Annotated in this window: 24 protein-coding genes; 10 read left to right on the forward strand and 14 right to left on the reverse strand. The window is 68.4% G+C overall.

Annotated elements, in window-relative coordinates:
- Nucleotides 1-22 precede the first annotated feature (22 nt).
- Nucleotides 23-547 (forward strand): DUF1697 domain-containing protein, encoded by a 525-nt coding sequence (locus J2S35_RS04130; RefSeq protein WP_309850147.1) that lies wholly within the window; start codon nucleotides 23-25, stop codon nucleotides 545-547.
- 675 nt (nucleotides 548-1222) lie between these two features.
- Here J2S35_RS04130 and J2S35_RS04135 read toward each other — a convergent pair.
- The gene (locus J2S35_RS04135) at nucleotides 1223-2374 is read right to left on the reverse strand and encodes an IS1249 family transposase (RefSeq protein WP_309850149.1); all 1152 of its coding nucleotides are present in this window, start codon (nucleotides 2372-2374) and stop codon (nucleotides 1223-1225) included.
- Between the two features lie 127 nt (nucleotides 2375-2501).
- On the opposite strand from J2S35_RS04135, the gene J2S35_RS04140 reads away from it, so the two are divergent.
- On the forward strand, nucleotides 2502-3005 hold the full coding sequence (locus tag J2S35_RS04140) for a hypothetical protein (protein ID WP_309850153.1): 504 nt from the start codon (nucleotides 2502-2504) through the stop codon (nucleotides 3003-3005).
- Between the two features lie 61 nt (nucleotides 3006-3066).
- Here the strand turns inward: J2S35_RS04140 and J2S35_RS04145 are convergent, their stop codons facing one another.
- The 6 genes from J2S35_RS04145 to J2S35_RS04170 all read right to left on the reverse strand — a co-directional run bounded on the left by J2S35_RS04145 (nucleotide 3067) and on the right by J2S35_RS04170 (nucleotide 10150).
- The gene (locus J2S35_RS04145) at nucleotides 3067-3489 is read right to left on the reverse strand and encodes a DUF3151 domain-containing protein (RefSeq protein WP_309850155.1); all 423 of its coding nucleotides are present in this window, start codon (nucleotides 3487-3489) and stop codon (nucleotides 3067-3069) included.
- Between the two features lie 188 nt (nucleotides 3490-3677).
- Nucleotides 3678-4700: a class II fructose-bisphosphate aldolase gene (fbaA, locus tag J2S35_RS04150; RefSeq protein WP_309850157.1), complete on the reverse strand. Its 1023-nt coding sequence runs from the start codon at nucleotides 4698-4700 to the stop codon at nucleotides 3678-3680.
- Between the two features lie 197 nt (nucleotides 4701-4897).
- Complete coding sequence (locus J2S35_RS04155) at nucleotides 4898-5320, reverse strand: VOC family protein (protein WP_309850158.1); 423 nt, start codon at nucleotides 5318-5320, stop codon at nucleotides 4898-4900.
- Between the two features lie 56 nt (nucleotides 5321-5376).
- Entirely contained in the window at nucleotides 5377-6657 is a 1281-nt protein-coding gene (locus tag J2S35_RS04160) for a hypothetical protein (protein WP_309850160.1), read from the reverse strand.
- A 313-nt stretch (nucleotides 6658-6970) separates the two neighbouring features.
- Nucleotides 6971-9250: a hypothetical protein gene (locus tag J2S35_RS04165; protein WP_309850162.1), complete on the reverse strand. Its 2280-nt coding sequence runs from the start codon at nucleotides 9248-9250 to the stop codon at nucleotides 6971-6973.
- 207 nt (nucleotides 9251-9457) lie between these two features.
- On the reverse strand, nucleotides 9458-10150 hold the full coding sequence (locus tag J2S35_RS04170) for a TrmH family RNA methyltransferase (RefSeq protein ID WP_309850163.1): 693 nt from the start codon (nucleotides 10148-10150) through the stop codon (nucleotides 9458-9460).
- Between the two features lie 116 nt (nucleotides 10151-10266).
- Between J2S35_RS04170 and J2S35_RS04175 the strand changes: the two genes are divergently transcribed.
- Both J2S35_RS04175 and J2S35_RS04180 read left to right on the forward strand, forming a co-directional pair.
- Complete coding sequence (locus J2S35_RS04175; RefSeq protein ID WP_309850164.1) at nucleotides 10267-10824, forward strand: SRPBCC domain-containing protein; 558 nt, start codon at nucleotides 10267-10269, stop codon at nucleotides 10822-10824.
- A 98-nt stretch (nucleotides 10825-10922) separates the two neighbouring features.
- Nucleotides 10923-11729 (forward strand): HAD-IIA family hydrolase, encoded by an 807-nt coding sequence (locus tag J2S35_RS04180; protein WP_309850166.1) that lies wholly within the window; start codon nucleotides 10923-10925, stop codon nucleotides 11727-11729.
- Here the strand turns inward: J2S35_RS04180 and J2S35_RS04185 are convergent.
- The 4 genes from J2S35_RS04185 to pyrE form a co-directional block, all read right to left on the reverse strand.
- Nucleotides 11726-12703, reverse strand: coding sequence for a 2-hydroxyacid dehydrogenase (locus J2S35_RS04185; protein WP_309850168.1), 978 nt, complete (start codon nucleotides 12701-12703; stop codon nucleotides 11726-11728). The two genes, J2S35_RS04180 and J2S35_RS04185, sit on opposite strands and share 4 nt — an antisense overlap.
- Nucleotides 12700-13323, reverse strand: coding sequence for a membrane protein YczE (yczE, locus tag J2S35_RS04190; protein WP_309850169.1), 624 nt, complete (start codon nucleotides 13321-13323; stop codon nucleotides 12700-12702). The genes J2S35_RS04185 and yczE overlap by 4 nt, the downstream gene beginning before the upstream one ends.
- A gap of 141 nt (nucleotides 13324-13464) precedes the next feature.
- Nucleotides 13465-14772: an MFS transporter gene (locus tag J2S35_RS04195; protein WP_309850171.1), complete on the reverse strand. Its 1308-nt coding sequence runs from the start codon at nucleotides 14770-14772 to the stop codon at nucleotides 13465-13467.
- 118 nt (nucleotides 14773-14890) lie between these two features.
- Nucleotides 14891-15457 carry an orotate phosphoribosyltransferase gene (gene pyrE, locus J2S35_RS04200; RefSeq protein WP_309850173.1) on the reverse strand — a complete coding sequence of 189 codons (567 nt, stop codon included), beginning with the start codon at nucleotides 15455-15457 and terminating at the stop codon, nucleotides 14891-14893.
- 48 nt (nucleotides 15458-15505) lie between these two features.
- On the opposite strand from pyrE, the gene nadE reads away from it, so the two are divergent.
- Together nadE and J2S35_RS04210 are read left to right on the forward strand one after the other, a co-directional pair.
- Entirely contained in the window at nucleotides 15506-16336 is an 831-nt protein-coding gene (nadE, locus tag J2S35_RS04205; RefSeq protein ID WP_309850175.1) for an ammonia-dependent NAD(+) synthetase, read from the forward strand.
- Nucleotides 16333-16698, forward strand: a complete 366-nt coding sequence (locus tag J2S35_RS04210; RefSeq protein ID WP_309850177.1) for an RNA-binding S4 domain-containing protein — start codon at nucleotides 16333-16335, stop codon at nucleotides 16696-16698. The genes nadE and J2S35_RS04210 overlap by 4 nt, the downstream gene beginning before the upstream one ends.
- Before the next feature lie 16 nt (nucleotides 16699-16714).
- Here the strand turns inward: J2S35_RS04210 and J2S35_RS04215 are convergent, their stop codons facing one another.
- Nucleotides 16715-17827 carry a Fic family protein gene (locus J2S35_RS04215; protein WP_309850178.1) on the reverse strand — a complete coding sequence of 371 codons (1113 nt, stop codon included), beginning with the start codon at nucleotides 17825-17827 and terminating at the stop codon, nucleotides 16715-16717.
- A gap of 583 nt (nucleotides 17828-18410) precedes the next feature.
- Between J2S35_RS04215 and J2S35_RS04220 the strand changes: the two genes are divergently transcribed.
- On the forward strand, nucleotides 18411-20414 hold the full coding sequence (locus tag J2S35_RS04220; RefSeq protein WP_309853028.1) for an MDR family MFS transporter: 2004 nt from the start codon (nucleotides 18411-18413) through the stop codon (nucleotides 20412-20414).
- Between the two features lie 43 nt (nucleotides 20415-20457).
- Here the strand turns inward: J2S35_RS04220 and J2S35_RS04225 are convergent, their stop codons facing one another.
- Both J2S35_RS04225 and J2S35_RS04230 read right to left on the reverse strand, forming a co-directional pair.
- Complete coding sequence (locus J2S35_RS04225; RefSeq protein ID WP_309850179.1) at nucleotides 20458-21234, reverse strand: enoyl-CoA hydratase; 777 nt, start codon at nucleotides 21232-21234, stop codon at nucleotides 20458-20460.
- A 1-nt stretch (nucleotide 21235) separates the two neighbouring features.
- Nucleotides 21236-22345 carry an enoyl-CoA hydratase/isomerase family protein gene (locus J2S35_RS04230; RefSeq protein WP_309850180.1) on the reverse strand — a complete coding sequence of 370 codons (1110 nt, stop codon included), beginning with the start codon at nucleotides 22343-22345 and terminating at the stop codon, nucleotides 21236-21238.
- A gap of 92 nt (nucleotides 22346-22437) precedes the next feature.
- Here J2S35_RS04230 and J2S35_RS04235 point away from each other — a divergent pair, with 92 nt between their 5' ends.
- From J2S35_RS04235 to J2S35_RS04245, 3 genes are all read left to right on the forward strand, one after another.
- Nucleotides 22438-23256 (forward strand): exodeoxyribonuclease III, encoded by an 819-nt coding sequence (locus tag J2S35_RS04235; protein WP_309850184.1) that lies wholly within the window; start codon nucleotides 22438-22440, stop codon nucleotides 23254-23256.
- Nucleotides 23253-24080 carry a hypothetical protein gene (locus J2S35_RS04240; protein ID WP_309850186.1) on the forward strand — a complete coding sequence of 276 codons (828 nt, stop codon included), beginning with the start codon at nucleotides 23253-23255 and terminating at the stop codon, nucleotides 24078-24080. Before J2S35_RS04235 ends, J2S35_RS04240 begins: the two co-directional genes overlap by 4 nt.
- Before the next feature lie 344 nt (nucleotides 24081-24424).
- Nucleotides 24425-25120, forward strand: coding sequence for a hypothetical protein (locus J2S35_RS04245; protein ID WP_309850188.1), 696 nt, complete (start codon nucleotides 24425-24427; stop codon nucleotides 25118-25120).
- Nucleotides 25121-25127 lie beyond the last annotated feature (7 nt).

The following is a 25127-nucleotide window of genomic DNA, read 5'->3' on the forward strand; positions in this document are numbered from 1 at the left end:
CCGGGCGGCATAATCTAGGTCCATGACTCGGATCCACCTGCTGCGCGCCGTCAACCTCGGCGCCCGGAACAAGGTCCCCATGGCGGACCTGCGCCGCATCGCGGAAGACCTCGGCGCCACCGGCGTCCGCACCCTCCTGAACACAGGCAACCTCATCACCGAGACGGAGCCGGACGCCTTCCCCGCGGCGCTCCTCGCGCGCATTGAGGATGAGTTGGGCGTGGCCACCGCCGTCATCGTTCTTGAGAGCGACGACGTGCAGTTCGCCGTGGAGAACAACCCCTTTGAGCCCGAGGAGTTCGCTGCGGTGTACGTGGGCTGCTGCTCGGAGGCGCCCAGCGAGGAGAAGATGAGGGCCCTGCGGGACCGGGACTTCGGGCAGGACACCGTGAGGCACGCGGGTCGATTCGTGTACCTGGGATACGCGGGGAACGTGCATTCCTCGAAGCTCTCGAACGCGCTCGTGGAGCGGCAGCTGGGCATCACGATGACGAGCCGCAACATGACCACAATGCTCAAGCTCAGCCAGAGCGCCCTGGGTCACTGACGCCAGCCGCGCTACCTTCCCCCTCCCGTTCCGTGGCGAGATTGAACCAGGGGAACGCGTTCACGCGTGCGAACGTCGCCCAGGAACGGGTGAGAAAGAGAAGGGGTGGCGGAAGTTATCCACGTTCAGGCTGGTGTTCGGCACGTATGGGAGCGGCAAATGAGATGGTGCGGCCATGGACTCATCGCACGCGGGCCACCCGGCATTCTTCACTCCTCGGGACTGCACCCGCGGCCACCGCCCACGACCTCAATGCCGGAGTGAAAGCCTGAGGCGGGTGACGTGGGGCGTATGGGCAGAAACCGAGGGCTCAGATCCCGCCCCCGAATGGCTCCTCGGTGAGGCTCGGCCACCCTCCCTGCTCTCCGGGAGGGACAGATCTGCGCTCATAGCCAAGGTGAATGCGGTTGCTCAAACGTTGCCAGGTTCCATCGTTTCTGGCCTCACGGCGGCAGCCCTGTACGGGATGCCCGTGCCCCGGATGGACCACGGCGTCCACCTGATCAGAGGCAAAGAGAGCCCCCGGTCCATACGCAGTGACGTGTATGTTTCACGGTCCAAGGTGGAGGAACAGGACGTTCTGCAGATGCCGGGCTTGGAGCCCGACATTCTCTCCAGGCGCCGCACCGTCCTCTCCCGGGTTAGCGGCCAAAAAGTGTGTTTTTCTCGGGCGTGTCATGGCCGTCCTGCCCACCCTTGCTGGGTTCCGTTCCCGTCCTCCCAGCTGAACCCGTGGCCCCACAGCTCGGGCCCGATGACCTCCTCGACGCCCGCGATGGTGTCCTCCCGGGCCTGGTAGTGCTCGGCGCGGATGAGCTCGCTTGCTGGTCGAGTGTCCACGCTCAAGGACCGGAAATACCAGGCCGCCGCGACAGGGGCCCGGTGCCTGGGGATCCCGCGATGTGACCGGAAGAGCTCCTTGAGCCCGGCATTGACCCCACCCTCGAGCGGACTTGTCGTACGCGGCAGCACTTCCCCGGGCCTGGCTTGTTCCAACCACGTGAAGAGATGCCCGGCTTTGCGCACGCGTTCCAGGGTGAAATACGCCCGCCGAAGACGCTGATGCGTGTACCACCACGCCGCGTTCACAGGCACGCTCGAGGGCCTCACCAGGCCAGCACGGGCGTACGTGCGCTCCGTCAGAAACGCCCGCCAGGCCCCATGCCACGCGGCCAACGAAGCCTCCCACGAGGCCGCCTGGTCCAGGGAGGAGACCTTCGGCAACGCCCGGGCCAGCGACCGAAGTTGCCGCCCTGCCTGTAGCACGGGCCGGCGAGTGAGATGCTCATCCACCCGGTGAAGCAGATGAAAGAGACACCGTTGAACCCGGGTGGCGGGCCACAGCTCGCCGATCACGGTCAGAGCCGCGGCGTTCCCATCGACGATGACGATGTCCGGGGCCGGGATCATCTCCAGCAGCGCGGCCCATGACGCGCGCTTCTCCCGGTCGCAGAACTGCCACGCCACGACATGCTCACCGGTGTAGGCCACGAGCGCGCACCAGGTGTTGAAGTACGTCCCATCCAGCATCAGCACCCGGTGGACTTCCCCGGTCAGTACTGGTTCCGGGGCCACGTTCCAGCACCAGGCATGCTGGCGGCGGAAGGTGCGAGCGGGCCCGTGCTCGCCCTGGGTCGTACGTCCAAGGAGCCAGTCCTCGAAGCGGTGGATCTGGTGGGCCCGCGTCAGGTCATCCCGGCGGGCTGGGGTGGTGGACGCTCCGCAGGATGAGCATCGGTAGCGCGGGCGTCCTGCGCTGGTCGTGCCGTTCTTGATCAGGGTCTGGGCGCATACACCACAACGGGGCCGATTCGCGGGAAGGGGCATTCATCATGCTTGCAGAGTAAGTCAACGGGCGTATAGCCCTACTGCCGACTGAGAAGCAGACCCCTGCCACACACACTTTTTGGCCGCTAACCCCCTCTCCCTAGCGCCACGGCTCACGGAGATTGAGTTGGTCATCCTCATCGACTGGCTCGTCCGCGTACCTCGAGAAGAATTTGAGGGACGTATTGAGCCGCACGAGACTCTTACCTCATTACGGGAATGGATCGCGGCGCAACGGCGTATTCGAGGACGCCCGGCGTTCCAGTCCGCACTGGAGCGGGCGAGCGTGGGATCCGATTCACCGATGGAAACGAAGCTCAGGCTCGCTCTTGAAGACGCGGGCATAACAGGCGCGGTGTGCAACGCAGTTATCACCGACGGCGGTCACGTACTAGGGCAACCGGACTTGGCATTCCTCGAGGCCAAGGTTGCGGTGGACTATCACGGGGCTCACCATTGGACCGCCGACGGCATCGCACGGGATCTCCGCAAGCGGGATCGCTTTGAACGGGCTGGCTGGAAATACATCGAATTGTGCGCCGATCACGCGGTGCATGATTGGGCACCGGCCACGCGACTCATCCGCGACGCGGTCTCATCACCCTCCCTGCCCGTTACGGGGCGGGTTTGAACCAAAAACCGCGCTTCAGCGTGCGAAAATCGCCCCGCAACGGGGAGAGAAGAGGAGGCGGCTACGCCCCCAGGATCGCGGCCTTGGCGCTCGGATCAGCCTCGTTGAGGAAGTCGTTGATGCGGGTGACCTCGTCCTGCTCCCCGATGGCTGCCGCCGCCCGCTGCAGCGCCACGAGGCAACGGAGGAAGCCGCGGTTGGGCTCGTGGGAGTACGGGATGCGCCCGGCGCCCTTCCAGCCGGCGCGGCGGAGGGAGTCGAGCCCGCGGTGGTAGCCGACGCGCGCGAAGGCGTAGCTCTCCACCTCAAGGCCCTCGCCCCAGGCATCCTCGGCGGCCTGCGCCCACGCGAGGGAGGAGGCGGGGAAGCGTCGGACGAGGTCCGCGCCCTCATCACCGGCCTCGAACCGAGAGAGGACGTCCGTCTCCTCGGGGAGGCGCGTCTCGACGGGCCCGGTGCCGGGCATTCCGAGGTTGTTCGACATGGGGGTGTCTCCTTCCGCCGCGCTCCCGCGACTCAACTCTGATTCGGCCGCAATCCTGCGGCCCAACGCTCACTCCAACCGAGCTCCCGCGGCCTGAAACTCGTGACGCCCCGAGGCCCGCACCATGTGCCGAGCCCCGGGGCAACGCACGCGGCGGGCGACCCCGTGGGGGCACGCCCGCCGTCGTTCTACTTGATGGACTTGCCGGCCGAGCCGAGGTTCTGGCAGGCCTCAACCACGCGGTTGGCCATGCCCTCTTCAGCCTTGGCGCCCCAGACGCGCGGGTCGTAGGTCTTCTTGTTGCCGACCTCGCCGTCGATCTTGAGGACGCCGTCGTAGTTCGAGAGCATGTGCCCGGCAACGGGGCGCGTGAACGCGTACTGCGTGTCCGTGTCCACGTTCATCTTGATGACGCCGTAGGACACCGCGTCCGCGATCTCCTGCGCGGTGGAGCCGGATCCGCCGTGGAAGACCAAGTCAAACGGGTCCTTCTTGCCGATCTTGGCGCCGACCTCGTCCTGGATCTTCTTGAGGAGCTCGGGGCGCAGCTTCACGCCGCCCGGCTTGTAGACGCCGTGGACGTTGCCGAAGGTGAGCGCGGTGATGTACCGGCCCTTCTCGCCAGCACCGAGCGCCTCGATGGTCTTAAGGCCGTCCTCGACGGTGGTGTAGAGCTTCTCGTTGATCTCGTTCTCGACGCCGTCTTCCTCGCCGCCGACCGTGCCGATCTCGACCTCGAGGATCATCTTGGCGGCGTGCGTGCGCTTGAGCAGGTCCTCGGCGATGCGGAGGTTCTCCTCGAGCGTCTCCGCCGAGCCGTCCCACATGTGGGAGGAGAAGAGCGGGTCGCGGCCGGCCTTGACCTCGGCCTCGGACGCCTCGAGAAGCGGGAGGACGAAGCCGTCCAGCTTGTCCTTGGGGCAGTGGTCCGTGTGGAGGGCAATGTTGACGTCATACGCCTTGGCCACCTCACGTGCGAAGGCTGCAAAACCGAGCGAGCCCACGACCATGTCCTTGACGGACGCGCCGGACCAGTAGGCGGCGCCGCCCGTGGACACCTGGATGATGCCGTCCGAGCCGGCCTCGGCGAAGCCGCGGATGGCCGCGTTGAGCGTCTGCGAGCTCGTCACGTTGATCGCCGGGAACGCAAAGCCGCCGCTCTTGGCGGTGTCCAGCATTTCGGTGTATTTCTCGGGAGTCACGATGGGCATGGCTGCTCCTTCTCGATCAGGTCCGGCCTTCGCTGGCCGTGCTCCTCCCATCCTAGCGAGGCCCCCTCGCCTTGGGTGGGGGCGTCCACAATTTCGTGGACAACGACGACGGCGGCCTGCGGCACCGCTGCCCCGCCGGAGATGGGGGGCCAGTGTGGCCGCGGCCGCCGTGTGGCTTTGACGCGCGTGTGGGGCGCTCAGGCCTCCTGGGACTGGCCGGCGCTGGCGATGTTGACCATCCACTTGACTCCGAAACGGTCCTTGAGCATGCCGAACTCGTCTCCCCACATCTGCTTCTCGAGCGGGACCTCGATCTCTGCGTCCTCGCTGAGCTTCTCCCAGTAGCCGCGGAGCTCGTCGGCCTCGGAGCCGGAGAGGGAGACGGTGACGTTGTCGCCGTACGTGACGGGGTGCTCGGGGCTCGGGGAGTCAGCGCCCATGAGCGTGAATCCGCTCGGAGTGGTGAGCTGGGAGTGCATGACGAGGTCCTTGATCTCGCCCGTCTCGCCCATCTCGCCGAAGGTCATGAGGGACAGCTCGCCGCCGAAGACGTCCTTGTAGAAGGACATCGCCTCGCGGGCCGTGTTGGTGAAGCTGATGTAGGGGTTGAGCGTGCTCATGGTGGGGATCTCCTCGGGTAGCGGGGCGGCGCTGCGGGCGATCCGCCCTCCAGCTGTCACAAGCCCTCGCGGTGGAGCATAGCGCGCGCGCCTGTGACGGTGGCCTGCCGGGCGGGCTGACGCAGGAACGGCAGGGCCATGAGGAGAATCCCGACGATGAGGTATGCGACGCACCCGAGCACCCACACCTGCTGGTTCATGACGAGGCGGTTCGCCTGGAGCAAGCCCGAGACCGTGCAGATGGTGGACGACAGGCTGGCGCAGACGAAGATCACCCACGCGGTCCGGCGCTGCACAAGGAGCGCCAGCACCAGCGTGACGACAACTTCCGGGAGCACGTAGCGCTCGTGCACTCGAGTGAGGAAGAACGTGCTGCCCCAGAGGAGGGCGGCGGCGCACCAGAGCCCAAACGCGGCGTCGCTCCGGAAGACTGGGGTTCGGTGGCGGATGAAGGCGACGACGGCGACCGCGGCGGCGAAAGCCAGGAAGAGGAGCAGCCCCCAGGCGGAGGCGGACAGGCCCAGGGCAAGCGGGTCTGTGTCCGGAATCCGCTCCATGGGGTGCTGGAGAAGCCCCCAAAGGTTGGGGCTGTTCATGGCGCGATACTGATACTTGTTCCCAGCCATCGCAACGAGGTCCAGGAAGAAGTGCGAGCCGGTGACCTTGATGAGTGACACGTTGAAGGGCGCCGAAACGAGACCCACGAGGACGAGGCCGAGAGCGGCGCCCCCGAACAGGTGCGTCAGGAATCGCCGCACGGGGACCCAGCGCCCAGGGCCTTCGGCTTCAGCGCGCGCCCGACGCGCCGTCCGAACAAGAGGCACAAGGATCACGGGGAGGGCGATGACCGCCAGGGGCGGCTTGATGAAGACCGCGTACACGGCGGCAGGCAGGAAGAGGCCCCCCACGCGAGGCCAACGCCATGCAGCGAAGCCGCTCACAGCGAGGAGAAGGAGCGCCTGGGAGTCCCACTGGCCCCACACCCCACTTGTCAGGATGAGGGGCGGCGAGAGGAGAACCAGTCCTGCGCCCAGGACGCCGGCAGCCCGCCCCCGAGTCGCTGCGACATACACGAGAATGAGCACAGCCAGGAGGACGTCGGCCGCGTTCGGGAGGACTTTGACAAGGGCGCCGTAGGAGGGCGAGTCGAAGTCAAGACCGCCAATGGCCTTGTAGAACGAGGCCAGTATCCAGTGCGTGAGCAGATCTGGCGGCAGGTGGTCAGGCTGCCACCGTCCCGGATCGTAGGCTCGGTCAAGCGGCTGTTCCGTCAGCAGGTGAGCCCAGCGCACGAAATACCCGCGATCGCCGCTGTGCCCGGGCAGGGGCAACAGCATCAGCCTCACGGCCACACCTGCCGCGAAGAGGAGGGCGAGTGTCCGTCGCTGCCGTGACGTGAGGGGCGGCCTGCGCCTGCGTCGGGCCGGGTGAGACACGCGCGCACGGGACTCGACCGGGGTGTCTGACTCGTGGCCCATCGCAGTCACCCGGGACTCCTGGTGGGGGTGGGGGCGTGTCATTCTTTCCACTGTCTGCTCGGACCGGGTCTCACGGCGGCGAAGGCCGCCGCAGGAGATCCCAGGCGTGATGAAACCGTTCTGGCCGGGATCCCTGTCGAGGTGCCCCGGGACCTCTGCCCCGTCTGCTGTGTCAACGGATTCGGTACACCTCCACCGTCGGCGAGGACCAGACACGCTCGGCGAATCGCGCGAGCTCCGGCGAGACGGCCGAGGCGCGCTTGTCCGCGTAGAGGAATCGCACGCCGCGGTCTCGCAGCCGCTGGACCCCTGCCTCGCTCGGCGCCGTGAAGACTTCCTGGTTCAGGCGGAAGGCCTCGGCGTCGACGTACGGCTGGCGGTAGTAGTGAATGCCGTTCTTGCCGTGGCTGGCGCGCCCGCTGGCGCTGTAGACCCAGCCGCCGATGTCCACCGGGGACTCGGTCAGGGAGGCCACCCAGAAGCCGCGGGCGTCGCAGTTCGGGCGGGTGGCGAGGTCCATGCAGTGCACGTTGGTGGCGATGAGCTCCCCGTCGGGGTTGGCCTGCGCGAGGAACGTGCCGCCGGCCACCTCGTCCTTGGTCAGCGGCGCCGTGGCGGGCTCCTTGCTCTGGCCGCCGCCCTTGACGAGGGGCGGGACCGTGCCGATGAGCGGGGTTCCCGCACCAGGTGAGACGGGGCCGGCCGGCGCCAGGCCGGCGAACCGCAGGCCCACGGAGAGCGCCGGGTAGACGAGCGAGCCGCCGAGGACCGCGCCGGCCACCACCACAGAGACGAGGGCCCCGGCCCGGCCCCGCGCGGCACGGAGCGCCACGATGAGGAGCGCCAGAAGGATCACCGCGACGGTCAGCCCAATCAGCTGCCCCGGAGCGGGCTTGCGGTCCGTGAAGAGGGTCATCCCCCGGTACACGCAGACGCCAATGAACCCGAGCAGCCCGCCCGCAATCAGCCCCGTGCGGGCAAGGGGGCCCGCGAGTCGCACGGCCCTCGACGCCGTGGCCACCACGCCCCAGGCCATGAACACCGCAGCGACCGGCAGGATGCCTCGCATGAAGTACGTCTGGGACAGAGAGGGGTGCTTCATGACGAACAGCGCGGCGAGCGCAACGATCACCATGCCGGCGAAGACCGGGACGGCGGGGTCAATCCGGCGGCCGCCGTCGTCGTCCTTGAGGGTTCCCACGGCCCCCGCGGAGAGGAGGAAGGGGAGGAAGGCGCTGGCGCCGACGACGACGATGACCGCGACGATCCACACCCCCAGGGGACCGGCCGCGCCGCCTGCCGGAAGCAGGGAGTACGTCGTTCCGCCTCCGCCTCCGGAGAACATCGGCATGGTGATGAGCACGAGCGCGCAGCCGATCACCCCGAGAATGATCGAGCGCACGAGCAGACGGGGCCTCCTCAGCACGAAAAGAGCCGCAATTCCTGCGCCGCCGAGAACTGTCGGAAGGATTGACACCTTGGCACCGGTCGCCACGAGCGCCACCAGAAGAAGAAGGACCTCGTCGAGAGTCGGCACCTCCCGCGCCCGCAGGACGTCAATGAGCAGCCAGGTGAGAAGAACCGCCACCGGCAGGCTGAAAATGTGGGACTGGCTGAGCCAGACGAGAGGCACGGACGCAATCTGATCCAGCGGCACGTTCAGCGGAAGGGCGGGGGGAAGGACGACGAAAAGCGCCGCGAGCGCACCCGCCGCCGGCGAGCCTGACAGGGCCCGCGCCATGCCGTAGACCAGGAACAGCAGCGCGATCATCACGGGCACGAACCAGGCCACAATGCCGACCTGGTCCACGCCGAGGCCACTCGTGATGGACAGGGCCGCCGCGTGCGCGTTCCCGAACCAGTGATAGGAGAGGTAGCCGTCCTGGGAGGACTGCGGGTCAGACAGGGCCACGCGGTGGAGGGCCTCGGCGCTCAGCGAGAGCTGCCAGTCCATGTCCTGGTACCAGCGGCGGCTGTAGTCGAGCGGCGTGGCCGCCCAGAGGCCCCGGCTCAGCGAGCGGAGAATGCCGAGCCACACGCCCAGGAGCACGAGGCTCGCCCACCATGGGGTTCCCGCCCGCTCGGGCCTCTCGGCGCGGGGCTCGCGCAGGCGGCGCGGGGCTCCCCGGCGAGAGTCGAGAACGCGGAGAGCCGCTGCCACGAGGAGGGCGACGACGACGGGCACCACCCACAGCAGCCACCGCTGACCCGTGCCCACGCCGACCGCCCAGCCCAGGAGCTGGAACGCGAGGCCCACCGTGAAGGCGGCGCCGAGCCACCCGGGGACGGAGCCCATGCGGCGCGTGCGGAGGACGATCGCGCCCGGCAGGACGACCGTCCCGGCGACGGCCGCCCAGAAGCGGGCCTGATCCGTGAGGGGAACCCCGTACCGTGACAGAACGATCCCGGTGGCGATGGCCGCGACGAGTGCGGCGAGGGCGCCGACCGCCACGTTGAGGGGGTTCCATGAGGCGGCGCGTCGGCGGGGCTCCGAGGCCTGGCGAGTTTCCCCGGAAGAAATCGCGCGTGAATGTGAGGTAACCGAGGAACTCATGGGGAGGGCGCCCGATCTGTGAGAGGGGGATGAAGCATTCACAGTGAATGATATCCCGCGCCGCTCCTCAGGCCGGAAAATGCCCTCTCTGTCAGTCCCCTCTGATTAGGGAGCTGGGGTGGCCCGCTGCCCGAAGGCCCAGCGCCGCACCCAGGCGTGCATGGCGATGGCCGCCGCTGAGGCCGCGTTCATGGACCGCGTGGAGCCGAACTGCGCGATCGACAGGGTGGCCTCGACCGCCTGCCGCACCTCCTCGGACAGCCCGGGCCCCTCCTGGCCGAAGACGAGGACGCACCGCTCAGGCAGGTCGAACGTCTCGAGCGGCACCGAGTCCGGGAACAGGTCCACGCCGAGGACCGGCAGACCCTCGCTCTGGGCCCATGCGACAAACGCCTCCACATCGGGGTGGTGCATCACGTGGAGGTATCGGTCCGTGACCATGGCCCCGCGCCGATTCCACCGCCGCCGGCCAATAATGTGTACGGCCTCGGCATTGAACGCATTCGCCGTGCGAACCACGGTGCCGATATTGAGGTCGTGCTGCCAATTCTCGATGGCCACATGAAATCCGTGGCGCGTGCGGTCCAGGTCCTCCACAATGGCCTCGAGCCGCCAATACCGGTAATGGTCCAGCACGTTCCGCCGGTCCCCGTCCCTCAGAAGCTCCGGATCCAGCCGAGGGTCCTCCGGCCACGGGCCCTCCCAGGGGCCGACGCCGACGGCGTGCTCGCGCCCCGCGGCCCCGTCGTCGCCCTCTGCGCCGATCCGTGCACCGCCGCCCGAAAGTCCACTGTCCATGGACTCAAGCCTACGATTCCCAGGCCGCTCCCAGATCCAGATCATGAGATCCCGGTCCACAGAAAGGACGCACCGTGCCAGACTCGAGGGCATGCGGACGAGACGACGGAGCCTTCGTGCCTGACCAGAGAACGCAACAGCCTGTCCTTGAGCGCGTCCTGGAGAACACCCCGGACGAGGCCTTCTACGACGGCGACGCCACCTTCACCCTGGAGCGGCGCCTGTCCCGCGAGCCCGACTGGGTGTGGCGGATGCTGACGACCGCAGCCGGAGCGGCCCGCTGGTCGCCCTGCGTCCCCACGAGCGACCTCACCGGCACCGGCCCGGCCGAGTTCCAGGAGGAGCCCGGCGCCGAGCTCGTCGACGGTACCGTCACCCGGTTCGATCCCCCGCACGCCCTGGCCCACGCCTGGGGCCGCGAGCGCCTCGAGTGGGCCCTCTCCCCCGCGGACGGGTACACGGACCTGAACCTCACCATGACCTGCTCCAGCGAGGACATGCTCCTCGCCTGCGCGGCGGGCTGGCACATCTGCCTCGCCACCCTGGAGGCCATGGCCGACGGCGAAGAGACCGCGCGGGTGGTCGGCCCCGCCTCGTTCGCCTACGGCTGGGAGGGGCTCCGCGGCTCGTACGCGCAGAGGTTCGACCTGCCTGAGCCTGCGCCCCTCGACTGACTGCCGGGCGGGCCCGGAGACACCGCTGGCCCGAGATTCCCCCTCCACGTGGGTGAGACAATGAAGTCTCCCGTTTGATTCGGCCCAGGAGGAGAACCATGGCAGCCCACGAGCGCACTCTTGCGGATGTTGAATGCTGGCTCACGGATATGGACGGGGTCCTCGTCCACGAGAATCACGCCCTTGACGGCGCCGCAGAGCTGATCCGCCACTGGACCGAGACCGGAAAGCGCTTTCTCGTCCTGACGAACAATTCCATCTACACGACGCGGGACCTCCGCTTCAGGCTCCTCGCCTCGGGGCTGGACGTGCCGGAGGAGAACATCTTCACCTCGGCGCTCGCCACGGCCGAGTTCCTCAAGCGGCAGCACCCGGGCGGGCGCGCGTTCGTCATCGGCGAGGCCGGGCTCACCACGGCGCTGCACGAGGCAGGGTTCATCCTCACCGACACGGACCCTGACTACGTGGTGCTCGGCGAGACCCGCACCTATTCCTTCGAGGCGATCACCAAGGCCATCCGGCTCATCTCCGCCGGCGCCCGGTTCATCACGACGAACCCCGATGCCACGGGGCCGTCCAAGGAGGGCGACCTGCCCGCGACGGGCGCCGTGGCCTCCCTCATCACGACGGCCACCAACAGGGACCCGTACGTGGTCGGCAAGCCGAACCCCATGATGTTCCGCTCCGCCCTCAACCGAATTGACGCCCACTCCGAGACCACCGCGATGATCGGCGACCGCATGGACACCGACATCGTCGCGGGCATGGAGGCGGGCCTCCAGACGGTCCTCGTCTACACGGGCATCACGCGTCCCGAGGACGTGACGACGTTCCCGTTCCGCCCGGACTACGAGTTCAGCGGCGTCTCGGAGCTCCTCGAGTCCCTGCGCGGGGGCGAGGCCTAGGCCGTGACGGGGTGCTCGGGCTGCTCGCCCCGAGCCATGTCCACGCACGCCTCGGCGGCCAAGACGGCCATCTTGTCCCGCACGGGCGTCGTCGCCGAGCCGATGTGCGGCAGCAGCACGGTGTTCGGCGCGTCCACGAGGCCCTCGGCGAGCTCCGGCTCGTTCTCGTACACGTCCAGCCCGGCCCCGGCGATCACCCCGTCGTTGAGGGCCCGGACTAGCGCGGCCTCATCCACGACGGGCCCGCGGGCGGTGTTGATGAGGATGGCGGTGTCCTTCATGGCGGCGAAGGCGTCGTCGTCGATCAAGTGGCGGGTGTCCTCGGTGAGGGGGACGTGGAGGGAGAGGTAGTCCGACGTCCGGAGGACCTCCTCCCAGGGCAGCTGGGTGACCTTGCCCGCGAACTCGCCGAGCTCCTCCACGGGAACCTCGCGCTCCTGCGGCGGGCGCGGGGAGAAGACGACCTTCATGCCGAACCCGAGCGCGCGGCGGGCCATGGCTCGTGCGATCCGCCCGAAGCCCGCGAGGCCCAGGGTCTGCCCGGTGACGTCGTGGCCCAGCATGAACATGGGGCCCGTGCCCTTGAACTCGCCGGCGCGGACGAGCGCGTCGGCCTCCCGCAGGCGGCGCGCCACGGCGAGAAGGAGGAGGAAGGCGATGTCGGCGGTCGCGTCGGAGAGGACGCCCGGCGTGTTCGCGACAAGGATGCCGCGCTTGCCTGCGGCCGCGACGTCGATGTTGTTGTAGCCCACCGCGTAGTTGGCGATGCCCTTGACCTTGGCGTCGGCCAGCGTCTCCTCGGTGACCTTGTCGGCCATCTGGGTGAGGACGGCGTCGTAGTCGCCGCTCGCGAGAAGCTGCGTGAGCTCCTCCGGCGTGGGGAGCGCGTCGAGGACGGTCACGTCCCCGGCCTCACGGAGGATGTCGAGGCCGGCATCGGGGATGCGCGCGGTGACAAGGAAACGGGAAGTCATGGGATCTCCTGTTCGAGGCGAGTGCGGACGGCAGGCGGCTTCACCTCGAAGATCGGCAGCAGCCAGTGGACCACCGGCCCGATCCCGAGCGCGAAGACGACCGTCCCCACTCCGAGCGTACCGCCGAGCGCCCACCCGATGAGGAGCGCGCCGATCTCGATGCCTGTCCGGACAATGCGGGTGCTCAGGCCCGTGACACGAACAAGGCCGGTCATGAGGCCGTCACGCGGCCCCGGCCCCAAGCGAGCCCCGATGTAGCCGGCGGTCGCGGCGCCGTTGAGCAGCACGCCGCCGAGCAGCATCGGCACGCGGGCCCACATGCTCTCGGGCTCGGGCAGCCACACGAGGGTGGCGTCCGCGGAGACGCCGATGAGGATCGTGTTGGCTACCGTTCCGATCCCGGGGCGCTGCCGCAGCGGGATCCAGAGGAGGAGGACGACGACGCCGACGCCGATCACCACGGACCCGATGCTCACGCCAAGCCGCGCGGCCAGGCCCTGGTGGAGCACATCCCACGGCGCGAGGCCGACATGCGCGCGCACCATGACGGCCACGGACATGCCGAGCAGCCACAGGGACACGAACAGTTGGACAAAGCGGCGGGGATATTGTGTGGGCACCCTTGCATCCTGTCCCACGGGACACGCCCGGGCCAATCGCGGCGTCTGTCAGCCCAGATGCCGGGCTGAAAGCCGCGCCGTCGGGCGCCCCGTGCCAGCCGTTGGGGGAGCCGCGCCCACGGGCTTTCAGGCTGCGGCCGCTCAGGCGGGAACGGGCTCAACGTGGGCGATGCTCGGCAGACGCCGCCACACCCAGAGCAGGCTCGCGGCCGCAAGCGCGCCGGTCGCCCAGAAGACGCGCTCCCACCCGAGCCACCCGCCGAGCGCCCCGCCCAGCGCGGACCCGAGCACGGCCCCGCCGATGATCGCCAGGGAGTAGCTCGCCATGACTCGGCCCAGCAGGCGCGACGGGACCGTCCGCTGGCGGATCGTCGTCGAGATGGTCCCCCACACGGCCTCGTGAATCCCAAACAGGACAAACCATGGAACAAGCACCCATGCCGAGTGGTGGAAGAGCTCCGAGGGAACGACGACGGGGCCGCCCGGCACCACCCGCCCCGTGCTGAGGACCGCCAGAAGGAGATGCGTAGCCACCTCGAAGACGAGGCCGATCCGAAGCAGGGTCGACGCCGAGGCCCGCGTCTCAACCCGGGGGTAGACCCACATCCCGAGGAGGCCGCCCACACCCATGGCCGTGAGGAGCGCGCCGTATCCGCCGGTGCCGAGGCCCGTCCGCTCGGTGCCCACGAACACAAGCAGCGCGGCGAGGGCCCCGAAGGACACGTTCATGACAGCTACGAGGATCGCAAGCTCCCGCACCGGGATGTTCGACCACAAGTACCGCGCCCCCTCGGCGACGTCCGCCGCAACCTGGCGCAAGGGGTTGCCGTGGTGCCGCTCGACACCCTCGTGGGGCGGGAGGGGGATGCGCGCGAAGAGGACGAGGGCCGCGGCAAGCATGAGCGCCGAGCCCGCATACGGCACGGCGAGGCCCAGCACCACGAGCCACGCCCCCACCACGGGCCCCACCATGCGCTGCATGGTCATGGAGACGCCGAAGAGCCGGGCGTTCGCCGTCCCGAGCTCCGCCATCGGCACGATCGAGGGGAGGATGGAGCGGGCCGAGGCGTCGACGAAGCACTCCGCCGTGCCCAGGGCGAACAGCACCCCGAGCACGAGCGGCACGGAGATCCACCCGCCGGCTGCCGCGAGCGCGAGCAACCCGAGCCCTCCGATGCGCACGGCGTTGCCCGCCAGGGCCATCGTGCGCCGGCTGACCCTGTCCGCGAGCGCCCCAGCCAAGAGGCTGAAGAGGAACACGGGCGTCTGCTGCGCCACCACGGCGGACGCCACCGCCTGCGGGCTGCGGTCCAGGGAGGCGACGACGAGGGGGCCTGCGGCAGAGAGAACCCCGTCTTGAAGGTTCGTCAGCGCGGAATAGCCCCAGAACGGGCGAAACCCCCGGCCGTCCGGTGTGACGGCTTCGGGGGTCTCGGTGGCGGTGCGCATCTCTGGATCCTATGCGGTCTCCAGGGCCCGGAGAGGGCACGAGCGGCTTCCCCGCGCCCAGCTGGCCTCTCTGCGCCCTCCCGTGGGAGGCGCCGCTGGGCTGCCGGGCAGGAGCAGGCTAGGACAGTCCCAGGTCCGTCTTGGTGAAGACGGTGATGTACGGGACGCCGGCCTCGGCCTCGATGCGCTCCTTGGAGCCCGTGTCGCGGTCAACGATGACGGCCACGGCCACGACCTCTGCCCCGGCGGCGCGGACGGCCTCCACGGCGGTCAGTGCTGAGCCGCCCGTCGTCGACGTGTCCTCGAGGACGATGACCTTGCGGCCCTCGATCGAGGGGCCCTCGACCTGACGGCCCATGCCGTAGGACTTGGCGGCCTTGCGGACCACGAAGGAGTCAATGGCGCGGCCCTGGGCGGCCGCCGCGTGGAGGACGGCGGTGCCGACGGGGTCCGCGCCCATGGTCAGGCCGCCGGCGGCCTCGAACTCGAGCCCGGCGGCGTCGAGCGTCTCAAGCATGACGCGGCCGATCAGCGGCGCGGCCTCATGGTGGAGGGTGGTGCGGCGGAGGTCGACGTAGTAGTCGGCTTCCTTGCCGGAGGACAGGGTCACCTTGCCGTGGACAATGGCGAGGTCCTTGACGAGCTCGAGGAGCCGTGCGCGGTCTGCGGAGTCGTTGTGCGTCATGCTTTCAGTCTATGAGGCGCGGGGCACGGACGGAGTAGCCTGAATGCCATGAGTTCCCTTCAGGCACAGATCATTGCGGAGATGGGCGTGCGCCCGGAGATCGACCCGGCGGCGGAGGTCGAGCGGCGGGTTGAGTTCCTCGCCGAGTATCTGCGGACCACCGGCGCCCGCGGGTTCGTCCTCGGCATCTCCGGGGGGATCGACTCGACGCTCGCGGGCCGCTTTGCGCAGCTCGCCGTCGAACGCCTCCGGGGCGAGGGCCGCGAGGCCGAGTTCGTGGCCGTGCGCCTGCCGTACGGCGTGCAGGCGGACGAGGCCGACGCCCAGGCCGCCATGGCGTGGATCCGCCCCGACCGCGACTGGACGTACAACGTCAAACCGGGCGTGGACGGCCTGACGGAGGAGTTCGAGGCCACCACCGGCACGCCCCTGTCCGATTTCAACAAGGGCAACATCAAGGCCCGCGCCCGGATGATCGCGCAGTACGCGCTGGCCGGGGAGCGCGGGTTCGTGGTCATCGGCACCGACCACGCCGCGGAGTCCACCACGGGCTTCTTCACGAAGTTCGGCGACGGCGGCGCGGACATCCTCCCCCTCTACGGGCTCAACAAGCGCCAGAACCGCGCCCTCCTGAGGGAGCTTGGCGCTCCGGATCCGCTCTGGCAGAAGATTCCGACGGCGGACCTGCTGGACGGGAACCCGGGGCGAACGGATGAGGACGAGCTGGGTCTGACCTACGAGGTGATCGACGACTACCTCGAGGGCCGGACGGTGCCCGCGGAGGACGCCGCCGCCATCGAGCGCCGCTACCTGGCCTCCCGGCACAAGCGCACCACCCCCGTGACGCTCTTCGACGACTGGTGGAAGTCCACGCCGTGAGCACACGGATCGACTCCTGGCTCTGGGCCGTGCGCGTCTACAGGACCCGCTCCGCCGCGACGGCCGCGTGCCGCGCGGGCCACATCCGCATCAACGACGAGCCGGTCAAGGCCGCCACCCCCGTGGTCATCGGCAACCGCGTGCGGGTGCGGCAGCACGGCTTCGACAGGCACCTCGAGGTCACGGGGCTCATCGGCAAGCGGGTCAGCGCCGCGGAGGCGAGCAAGAACTTCATCGACCATACGCCTCCGCGCGAGAAGATCGCCATCCCCCTCGTCCCGACGCGGGACCGGGGCGCCGGGCGGCCCACGAAGCGGGAGCGGCGGGAGCTCGACGCGCTGCGCGGGTGGCGCAAGGACTAGCGGCTGCCGCCCGTTTCTAGCGCTGACCGGAGCTTGTCGAGATGCCGCGGAGCACTCGCATGAGCCCCACGTTCATGTACAGCTTCTCGCGTCCGACATTCTCGGCCACGAGAATTCCCTCATCGGCCATTGCCTGCAGATAGCGGAGCGCGGTTGGGCGCGAGACCTCGCACGCGTCCATGACGTTCTTGGTCCTCGAATAGGGCTGCCGAAAAATCGTCTCGACAAAGGCTGCCGGGACGGTCGTCCCCAGCCTCGCCTTGGCGGTTGCCTGCGTGAGCTTCTGCAAGGACTGAATCTCTTTGACCTTGCCCAGAGTCCCCAACGAGGTCTCGCGGACGGCCGTCAGCATGAAGACGACCCAGTCTTCCCAGGCACCCTCCGAGGTGACGCGGTTCAGGAGCCGGTAGTATTCATTTTTTCGGCCGATGATGTATTGCGATATATACAGCACTGGCTGCGAAAGCAATCCGCTTGAGACGAGCATGAGCACGTTGAGGATTCGCCCTGTCCGGCCATTTCCGTCAGGGAAGGGATGGATCGCCTCGAACTGATAATGGGCCGCGGCCATGCGAACGAGCGGGTCCAGCCCGTCATCGCGCCCCGCATTGACGAACGCAGTCCAACTCGCGAGCTTCTCCGCTATGACCCGCTCGCCGCTGGGAGGCGTGTAGATGCGCTCCATCGTCACGGGGTTGCCGATGAACGTTCCCATGTCTGTGCGAAACCGCGTCTCAATGCCACGGACCTCCGAGCAGATGCGGGCCGCGAGCGGCCCCGAGATGATCCCCTGGCGCTCTGACATGTGGCGCAGCCCGGAGAAGAGGGCGCTGCGATAGCGGAGAGCTTCACGTGTCTCAGGCGAGGCATCCAGAGGAGTTGACGCAGCCCGGAAAAGCTCGTCTGCTGTCGTGACGATGTTCTCGATCTCTGAGCTCGCCCGAGCCTCAAGGAGAGACATCGCATGGACGAAGACTCCCGGGTCCGGGATAGAGACGAGAGCTTCGTTCAGTCCGGCCAACGCAGCCCGCGCCTCGACGAGCGCCTTGAGCACCCGCGGCGTCTCCAGGACATCGGCCCCAGGCACAGGCGGGAGGAGGTTGTAGGGCTGCGTGCGAGACCAAGACATGGCAAGAATCTAGCAGAATCTTTACATGTTTCCCCGACATGCCAACCCGCTTTCCATGTCACACCGACGCCGAGCCCACATCTGTGGTCCACCACCTCCGGGCGGGCCCCGGGTGCGGAGCGGCCACAAACCCCGAACTGCGGGCGGCCTATAGAGCGGGGGTGGCGGGATCTCGACGCGCTCCGCGGATGGCGCAAGGACTAACGGCAGCCAGCCGCAGGTGGCACCGGGGCGGGTGACAGCCGGCCGCGGGCCTGGACATAGCAAGAATTTGCCAAAATCTTTACATGTCTCTGCCACGTGGCAACCAACTTGCTACATGGCCTTGCCGCCTCCAGCCCGGCGGCCCTCGGCGGTCGCCCGCGGCGTGACCGGATTCACGGCCTTCTGATATGCGTGCGCGCGGACGCCAGGCATAGACTTTTCTTCTCTTTCGCCGCCGTGCGCCGCAATGACGCGACCCCTCGACGCGATCCCCCCGTGACTCCCTCTAGGAACCCCCGTGTCTTCTGCACTCCCGCGCCCGGCGTCTGCCGCGGCGGCAACAGCCCCTGCGGCCCACACCTCGGACCACGAGCCGATCATGACGCAGCGCCAGATCATGCTCGTCATCATCGGCCTCATGGCCGGCATGTTCTTGTCCTCGCTGGACCAGACCATCGTCGGCACCGCCATCCGCACCATCGGCGACGACCTCCACGGCCTCGACAAGCAGGCCTGGGTCACCACCGCCTACCTCATCACCTCGACGATCGCGACGCCGATCTACGGCAAGATCTCCGACATCTTCGGCCGCCGCCCGCTCTACATCTTCGGCATCGGCGTCTTCATCCTCGGCTCGCTCCTGTCCAGCTTCTCCACCTCGATGCTCATGCTCGCGGCGTTCCGCGCCGTCCAGGGCATCGGCGCCGGCGCGCTCATGTCCCTGCCGCTGGCCATCATGGGCGACATCCTCACGCCCCGCGAGCGCGCCAAGTACCAGGGCTACTTCCTGGCCGTCTTCGGGGTCTCCTCGGTCCTCGGCCCGCTCATCGGCGGCCTGTTCGCGGGTGCCAATGAGATTCTCTCGATCGCGGGCTGGCGCTGGGTCTTCCTCATCAACGTGCCGATCGGCCTCGTGGCCCTCGCGATCGTCATGGCCTTCCTCCACTTGCCGAAGGTCGACGACGAGAAGACGAAGCCCCGCGTCGACTGGTGGGGCGCCACGGCGGTCATCGTCGCGCTTGTCCCGCTGCTCCTCGTCGCCGAGCAGGGCCGCGAGTGGGGCTGGGACTCCGCCGCAGCCATCACGTGCTACGTCGTGGGCGCAGTCGGCCTCGCCGCGTTCATCCTCATCGAGCAGCGCATGGGCCGTGACGCGATCATCCCGCTCTCCCTGTTCCGCCTGGGCGCGTTCTCGATGTCCTCCGTGCTCGGGTTCCTCGTGGGCTTCGCCATGTTCGGCGCCATGATGACCATCCCGCTCTACCTCCAGATCGTCCTCGGCCTGACCCCCACGGAGTCGGGCTTCGCGACGCTGCCGATGGTCCTCGGCCTCATGATTGCCTCGATCCTGTCAGGGCAGATTGTCATGCGCACCGGCAAGTACGGCTTCCTGCCCAAGACCGGCACGTTCTCGACGATGATCGGCTACTTCATCCTCACGTTCATGGGCATCGACCGCCCGCTGTGGTTCCTGATGCTCGGCATGTTCTTCGTCGGCTTTGGGCTGGGCCAGCTCATGCAGTCCCTGACCCTCGCCACGCAGTCCGCCGTCGAGCCCCGGGACATGGGCGTCGCGACGAGCGCCTCGACGTTCTTCCGCCAGATCGGCGGAACGATGGGCACAGCCGTTCTCCTCTCCGTCCTCTTCTCCGTCATGCCGCACAACATCTCCACGGCAATGGGCAACCGGGACGACCTCAAACCGGCCCTGAGCGCGGCTCTCGACCCCTCGGTGGCCGCCGCACCGGACAACCAGGGCGTCATGGAGAAGATCTGGAGCCCGATCGTCGACCCCGTCAAGGAGCAGGTCCAGGAGCAGCTGGACAAGGGCGTGGCCCAGGCCAAGGCCGCGGCGGACAAGGCCGTGACCGAGCAGGTCACCAAGGCCGTCCAGGCGCAGGTGGCGGCCGGCGCCGTCCCTGCCGAGGCGGCCCAGACGGTCATCGCCCAGCAGGTCGAGAAGGCCAAGCCCGGCGCGGAGGCCAAGGCCCTCGAGGCCGTCGCGTCCAAGGCACACGCGTCCGTCACGGACGGCAAGGTCCAGGTGGACTGGTCCAACGACGCCCAGCGCAACCACTGGGTGGACGAGCTCACGCCCAAGCTCGCCGACAAGATCAACGAGGAGGCCTCCAAGGACGGCGAGACCAAGGCGGACACGAGCGCGAGCGACACCTCGTACCTCAACCACGCCGACCCCCGCCTGACGCGCCCCTTCATGAACGGCTTCAACGAGTCCGCGCGGACGATCTACTGGGTCGGCTTCGGGGTCATCACCTTGGCCTTCCTGCTCTCCTGGTTCTTCAAGGTGCCGGAGCTGAGGACGACGTCGGGGCTCCAGTCTCGCGCGAACACCGCCCGAGAGGCTCAAGCCGCCACGGCCTGACGTCCCGGCCCGGCGCCGCCCGGGACCGCAGAGAAGCAGCCGCCTACTCCCCCGTGAACTCGGGATCCCGCTTCGCCACGAACGCCGCCATGCCCTCTTTCTGGTCCTTCGTGGCGAAGGCGGAGTGGAAGAGGCGCCGCTCGAAGAGCACGCCCTGGCCGAGGCCCATCTCGAAGGCGGCGTTGACGGCCTCCTTCGCCATCATGGCCACGGGCTTGGACTTGGAGGCGATCGTCGCGGCGATCGCCACGGCCTCGTCCAGGAAACCCTCCGCGGGCAGCACCCGGGAGACAAGGCCTGCCCGCTCGGCCTCCTCGGCCGTCATCGTGCGCCCCGTCAGGATCATGTCCATGGCCTTGGACTTGCCCACCGCGCGGGTCAGGCGCTGAGACCCGCCCATCCCGGGGAAGATGCCGAGGTTGATCTCGGGCTGGCCGAACCGGGCGGTCTCAGACGCCACGACGATGTCGCACATCATCGCCAGCTCGCAGCCGCCGCCGAGTGCGTGCCCGGAGACCGCCGCGACCACGGGGATGCGCAGCCGGGTGAACTGCTCCCACTCGGCGAACCAGTCCGCGAGATACATGTCCATCGAGGACTTGTCCGCCATCTCCTTGATGTCCGCGCCCGCGGCGAACGCCTTCTCGGAGCCTGTGAGCACGACGGCGCCGACACCCGGGTCGGCATCGAAGGCCCGGGCGGCCCGGACTACCTCGCGCATCGTCGCCTCATTGAGGGCGTTGAGGGCCTTGGGCCGGTTGAGCGTGATGATGCCGACGCGCTCCCGGGTCTCGGTGAGGATGTTCTCGTACTCGCTCACGCTAGGCATCCTTTCCAGCCGTGTCCTGTCGGCCGGCCGCCTCGGTGGAGCCATCTCCCGCACCGCCCGCGGGGCCCTGGCCGGCGGCTGCGTCGTCGTCGGCTCCCTCTCCGCCGGCCAGAAGCGTGGCGAGGCGCTCCCGCGAGACCTCCGCGAGAGTGGGGGGATTCCAGGAGGGGTTGCGGTCCTTGTCCACGACCTGCGCGCGGATGCCCTCCACCATCTCGCCGGAGGAGAAGAGAGCCATGCCGACCCGGAGCTCGGCCGCGAGGGCCTCCCGCAGGGTGAGGCCGGGGGCGCGGCGCAGGAGAGCGAGGGTGACGAACGTCGAGGAGGGGGACTTCGACTCGATCGTCGCGGCCGTGTCCTCGTGACCGGAGGCGCGCAGGCGCGCCACAATCTCCACCGGGTCGTCCGAGGAGAAGCAGGAGTCGATCCACTCGCGGTCCGCGAGGAGCGCGGGCTCCGGGGGCTCGACGGCGAACTTGCGCACCGCGTCCACCGCCGGCTCGGTCTCCAGGGCGCGCGCGAGCTCCTCGAGGCGCTCGGACGGCACGTACCAGTCCGCGAGGCCCAGCGCGATGGCATCCGCGCCCGAGATCATCTCGCCCGTCAACGCCATCCACGTCCCCAGCTCGCCCGGCGCCTCGGAGAGAAGCTTCGACGCGCCGATGTCCGGGACGAACCCGATGCCCGTCTCCGGCATGCCGAGGCGGGTGCGCTCCGTGACGACCCGGACGCTGCCGTGCGCGGAGACGCCCACGCCGCCGCCCAGGACGATCCCGTCCATGAACGCGACGTACGGCTTCGAATACTCGGCGATCGCGGCGTCCATGGCGTACTCGCGCTCGAAGAACGCGCGGGCGGCCTCGGGCTGGCCGTCGACGGCGGCCTGGCGGAGGGCGACGATGTCTCCACCGGCACACAGGCCTCGCTCGCCGGCGCCGCGGACGGCCACCTGGGCCACGTCCGGGTCCTCCGCCCACGCGGCGAGCTGGGCGCGGATCCCGTCCACCATCGCCTCGCTCAGCGCGTTGATGGCCTTCGGGCGGTTGAGCAGAATGGCGCCGAGATGCCCCCGGCGCTCGAACATGACCTCGGTGGTGTCCACACTGGCTCCCTTGGGTGATCGGCGTCTCACATCTCCCGCCAACCTACCAAGCGCACACGGGACGCGCAGTCCGGCTTGCTAGATTCGAGGGTGTGAAGATCGCAACCTGGAACGTCAACTCCCTCCGTGCCCGCGCCGACCGAGTGGAGGCCTGGCTCGAGCGCAGCGACGCCGACGTCCTGGCGATCCAAGAGACCAAGTGCAAGGACGAGAACTTCCCGTGGGAGCTCTTCGAGCGCGCGGGCTACGAGGTGGCGCACTTCGGCCTGAGCCAGTGGAACGGCGTGGCCATCGTGTCCCGGGTGGGCCTGGAGGACGTGCAGCGCACGTTCGCCGGTCAGCCCGAGTTCGGCAAGGGCGGCAAGGACCCCATTCAGGAGGCCCGTGCCATGAGCGCCGTCTGCGGCGGCGTCCGCGTCTGGTCCCTCTACGTGCCCAACGGGCGCGGGCTCCAGGACGAGCACATGGGGTACAAGCTCCAGTGGCTCGACGTCCTGCGCGGCGAGGCCAAGGCCTGGCTCGAGGCGGACCCGGAGGCCAAACTGGCGCTGGTCGGAGACTGGAACATCGCCCCGAAGGACGAGGATGTCTGGGACATCGAGCTCTTCAAGCGCGAGGGCTACACGCACGTCTCCGAGCCTGAGCGGGCCGCGTTCCAGGCCTTCCTCGACCTCGGCTTCACCGACCCGGTCCGCGCCGAGCACCCCGGCCCCGGCGTCTACACGTACTGGGACTACACGCAGCTGCGCTTCCCCCGCAAGGAGGGCATGCGCATTGACTTCCAGCTCCTCTCGCCGGCCCTGGCCAAGAGCGTGACGCGCACGTGGATCGACCGGGATGAGCGCAAGGGCAAGGGCGCCTCGGACCACGCGCCCGTCGTCGTCGAATTCTCCGAGGGAACCGAAGCGTGACCCCAGGGGCGCGGCGGACGTACAGCGTTGTGCGCCTCTACGTCCCAGCCGAGAGCTTCCCGGGCGCGACCCTCATCGACGCGATCTCGACGGGCCTCGATCACGACGCCCTCGAGGCCGAAGCCGTCCGGCAAGAGCTCCCCGAGCTCCTCAAGTCCGCGAGCGAGCGCCGGGCGGACCGCCTCTCCCGCCCCACCGTCTACCGCGCGATCATCGAGAACCAGCGCGTCTACGTCTCCCCCGAGCAGCCCGAGGCCCGCATCCCAGAGACTGCGCGCGCCCTCGTTGACTCTGTGGGCGAACTGCTATTCGCAAGCCTCGTCAGCCGCGAGTCCATCGAGGAGGCGGCGGACGCTCTGAACGACGACGAGTCAGGCCTCGCGCGGTTCCCCACCGCCCGGTACATGTGGGCCGGGTCCGCCTGCGTGCCAATCTCGTGGCTCATCATGTTCGCCGACGAGGCCGCGCCGGCCGTGTCCCCGCCTGGGGTCCTGCGCGTCGACGTCGGCACCGCTTTGTCACGTCTCAGGTCCGCGATCACCGCCATCGGCGGCGCGGCCCTGCCCACGGCCATCTTGCGCGAGCTCTCCCTGACCGAGTCGTGGCTGACGCCCCACGCAGAGGGGTTTGTGGAGCTGGACTACGGGGCGGCGGCATGGATCATCGGAACCGACGATTCGCCCCGGGACCTGGGTGTGATCGTGGAGGCCCTGTTCGACGGGGACACGGCGACGGCCGCGCTGGCGTATCGGCGCTTTGCGGCCCGCTGGGCGGGGGTCCGCTCCGCCGTGCTTGAGATGAACACGAGTGAAACCACAGATTGACTTTTAGTTGTCCTCAGTTTTGCTTCAGGTTTATTTAGACCGGTCTAGGCACCTCAGGGTCTTTTTGTACCAGGTACATAAGGCAGCATATAGCTGTGTTTAAGCGGGTATGACATATTTTGTACCATGCATCGCATTTTGTTACCGAACCGTAACTACTTATGGGCAGGTTTTGGCGCTTCAGGAATATAGGCTTCCTGACAGATCCCGGAAGACACCCCGACTCTCGATCGGCGGCCCCCGGCGCAGTCGCGAAGCGGCGCCAGGAATCCGCTCACGAGAGTCGAAGCGCCAGCCGAGATCCACTCACACACCGTTCGACTCATCCGATATGAGGAGCACCCATGAAGCGGATCCAGAAGACCGCCGCAGCCCTCGGCGCCGCCGCACTGCTGGCCTCGGCCGCCGCCGCACCGGCGCAGGCCATCACGATCTCCAACACCTACCCGGAGACGCCCGCGACCAATCCGAACCTGCCGCTGGTGCATACGTACCACGGTTCGGACCACCTCAAGGCGAACATCCTCAACCCCCGCCCGGTCTGCAACGCGTGGGAAGACAAGCGGACGTCGATCTACAAGGTGACCGACAGCTTCTCGCCCGTCGGCACCATCTCCACGACGAACCAGACCAAGAGCACCATCCCGCTCACGCAGCAGCTCTCCAAGACGCAGACCATCTCCATCAAGGTCAACGGCAGCCAGACGGAGACGACTTCCGTCAACGGTGGCGGCACGGGCACCGGGCAGAACGGCAGCGTCACGGGCGGCATCGCCTACTCCCTGGCCAAGACCATCGGCGGCGAGGCCTCGTACTCGCTCTCCTGGCAGGTCGGCCAGACCATCGGCCCCTACGACGTCCCCGCCGGCTACACGGGCGAGGCCACGTACGGCTTCCGCACCATCACGATGACGGGCACGCAGCAGTACTGCAAGCCCAACGGCACCTGGTCCACGCCGAGCGCCTACGTCGCCTTCGTCCCGATCAAGAACGAAGTCCGCGTGAAGCTCTACAACAACCCGGCCGACTCCGCTAACTGATCCCTCC

This window comes from Falsarthrobacter nasiphocae (genome assembly GCF_031456275.1).
In the GTDB taxonomy this organism is placed as follows: domain Bacteria; phylum Actinomycetota; class Actinomycetes; order Actinomycetales; family Micrococcaceae; genus Falsarthrobacter; species Falsarthrobacter nasiphocae.